Consider the following 2,884-nt stretch of genomic DNA (forward strand, 5'->3'; position numbering starts at 1 on the left):
CAACGAAGTGAAGGCCGCTGCGAAGCAGTCCACGGCTGATATGCCGACCGCTACCGCCGACAAGGCCGAACGTCTTGGCTATGCCTGCGCAGTTGGCTCTCCCGCATGGAAGAAAAACAACATTGGTCGTGGCATCGTCTCTCTGCATCCTTCTGTGACTGGGATTGTCGATCTCGACGACGAGAACCTGCAACAGATGAAGGTCGCGTTCGGCTTCGATCAGCACAAGGTCGATGCGCATATGCAAGAGCGCATCAATGGCAAGCTCACGCAGAACTTCGCGGGCTTCTGATAGGGATAACACAAAATGAATAAATTATTGGGTCCGCCCGGCTGGACGCGCTTATCGACCGAACGACGGTACGCCTCAGGCGGCAGTCCCCGCACACTCGATTTAACTAACCGCAGCGTCGATGCCGTCTTGTCGAAGGGCTCTGACGTGGTTCGCGCTTACGGCGTTGAGCGACTAGCGATCACGCCAAAAGCGGTTGACATCTCTCGCGTTGAAAAAGGAGTCGCACCTGTCTTGGATACACACCGGCAGGAAAGCATCCTTGGAAGTTCGATCGGCAAGCTTGCCGCGGTGTGGTTTGAAGGATCGTCACTGGTAGGCCGTCTTCAATTCCACAAGACCGATGCAGGCAAAGCAGCCTTCGGAATGGTTCAGCGTGGCGAAGCAAATGCAATTTCGATAGGCTATTCCGTACAGAGCTGGGAGATCACAGACGAAGATGGACGAGTGATCGATCCAGCAAAAGAGCGTCTTCGCGTTGGAGAAGCTGATTACGTTTTCACTGCCACGCGCTGGTCGTTGTACGAGTGCTCAATTGTCTCCTGTCCGGCAGACCCTGATGCGCAGATTAGGCAATGGGGCGGTAATCGCGACATCGCAGACCCGGCTGAGTATAACCGCTTGGCGAAATTTCGTATGGAGACTCGCCAGCGCATGTTGCGGCGCGAGCGCATGTATCGCAAATAATGCTTCACTCTCGCACCGCAGACATCCGCGAAGCTCGTCGGATTGCAGCGCATGAATGCGGACATGCACTGGTGCGCTGGGCAACCGGCGTACCGATCGCCTTGATGACGATCGTCGGCGTTGACGGTGTACGAGGCAGGGTCAGTGGTGCATTCGATGACTTGGACTCCGATGCAGATTACTTCAATAGGATAGTTGTTCTAGTCGCAGGTCACATCGGCGAGAAACATCATCTCGGCGAGAGTAAGGGGCTGAAAGGCAGTGATCGTCGCAAGGTCGATGACTGCGCTGCATGTCTCGCCGATAATGCGAACGCAAGATCACTCATCGTTCGCGCTGCGGAAGTCGAAGCCGAGCATCTGCTGCGCAAACATGAGCAAGCATTCCGCGCGCTCGTCGATGCGTTGCTTGCTCGATCAGTGCTAAGCGGCGGACAGGTCACCGAGATCATCGAACGCGAAACGTGATGTAAATTCGCCGCCCAATACATACGTCGGACCATGGGGTCGTCTCCCTTGATCCGTGGGTGTACATCGCGTTTCGTTGCTCCCGGTCGGCGGCTCACGACCGGTGATGCGCAGCGGAGGCGGCGGTTTACCGCGCCGTCTCCGCATTGCGCTTCCTTTCAATTCTACCCGTCGATTGCCTGCGCGCGTCTCTCCTGCGCGCAGCAGGGTCATCCTCTCGCGCGGGGCACTTGCGGAGGCGGCGGCTTGGTTTGCCTTTCCCAGTCGCCTCCGCATTTTTTCAATCACAATCATCATCCCAATGAGGATCATTCAAAATGTCAGAAGAAGTCCGCAAAGAAGTCAAAGCAGATATCGAATTTACTCTAAGCACTCCAATCATCGCCTATGGCGAAGAGATTAGCGTGCTCAAGATCAGGAAGCCGACCGGTGCAGACCTTGTTTCTGTTGGTAACCCGGTCGAGTTCTCACCGTTCACAAGCCCGCCGACAGTCAAACACGATTATCAGAAGATGACTGAGATGGTTGCTCGTCTCGCTAACGTGCCGTCGTCTTCGCTGCAGAAGCTTGATCCGACCGACCTTGTTTCTCTTGCTTGGGCGGTGACGCCTTTTTTCATTCCGGCTCTGTAGGCGCCTTGATCGGTTCATGCCTGCAACTCGCGCTCATTTATAAATGCGATCCGTACATCTTTCTGAACAAACCCAGTGACGAAATCGCAGAGTTGTATCGGCTTTCTGCAGAGCAGTTGAAATTAATGCAGCAAAAGGAATGATAAGTTGAGTACTGAACAGGAAGTAATGAAGCTTGTAGCGGAGGTAGAGGACAAATCCTCAAATACGCTAAAGCAAATCCGCGAGTCCTTCAAAAAGTTTGGTCACGATGCTGAGCACACCCATGAGAAGGCGTCCAAGTCAGCGAGAGCGCACAGCAAGGAAATCCGCGAGCTTCATGAGCGGATGAACAAGCTCAAGGACTTCGCGGCGGACGCAGTTCTACCGACCTTTGCCGCTCTCGGCATCAGCTTTGCCTCCGTTGGCGAAACCCTCGCAAAGTTTGTGGAGCATCTTCGCGGAGCTGGTGAAAGTTGGAAGGTATTCAACGACGCTGCGATCCGTGGTGGAGTATCTGCGCGCTTCGTTGGCGCAATGGGCGCTGCATTTCAAAGTCTCGGCATCGCGCCAGAGCGCGCGAACGCTGCAATTGCAGCTTTCGGATCGCACATGGACAAGATCGCCCGTCATGATCCCGAAGAGCTGAACGATATCAATCACCAGTTCAGCAACATGGGCGAGAGTATCGCTCAAGCGCTGGCTGGCGCTCGCACTCGCGCTGAACAGTTTCAGGCCGTGATGACGTTCATGGCCAAGCACAACGTTCCGCCAGACCAGAAACGCAAATGGCTGGAGTTTCTGGGTTTACCTGCCGAGTTCGCAAC

The 2,884-nt window shown here is 54.9% G+C and carries 5 protein-coding genes; all 5 read left to right on the plus strand.

Annotated features, from left to right (window positions below; genetic code table 11):
- Nucleotides 1–292: hypothetical protein (locus AS156_RS43140; protein ID WP_160331065.1), on the plus strand; the 292-nt coding region annotated here is incomplete at its 5' end.
- A 15-nt stretch (nucleotides 293–307) separates the two neighbouring features.
- Nucleotides 308–979 (plus strand): HK97 family phage prohead protease, encoded by a 672-nt coding sequence (locus AS156_RS33425; RefSeq protein ID WP_082747263.1) that lies wholly within the window; start codon nucleotides 308–310, stop codon nucleotides 977–979.
- A 71-nt stretch (nucleotides 980–1,050) separates the two neighbouring features.
- Nucleotides 1,051–1,446 carry a hypothetical protein gene (locus tag AS156_RS33430; RefSeq protein ID WP_066513631.1) on the plus strand — a complete coding sequence of 132 codons (396 nt, stop codon included), beginning with the start codon at nucleotides 1,051–1,053 and terminating at the stop codon, nucleotides 1,444–1,446.
- Between the two features lie 317 nt (nucleotides 1,447–1,763).
- Nucleotides 1,764–2,078, plus strand: coding sequence for a phage tail assembly protein (locus AS156_RS33435; RefSeq protein WP_066513632.1), 315 nt, complete (start codon nucleotides 1,764–1,766; stop codon nucleotides 2,076–2,078).
- Nucleotides 2,079–2,225: 147 nt separating this feature from the next.
- The coding region (locus AS156_RS33440) for a hypothetical protein (protein WP_136626573.1) at nucleotides 2,226–2,884 on the plus strand (659 nt) is incomplete at its 3' end.

Origin of the sequence: Bradyrhizobium macuxiense (genome assembly GCF_001542415.1) — a bacterium.
Lineage (GTDB): Bacteria > Pseudomonadota > Alphaproteobacteria > Rhizobiales > Xanthobacteraceae > Bradyrhizobium > Bradyrhizobium macuxiense.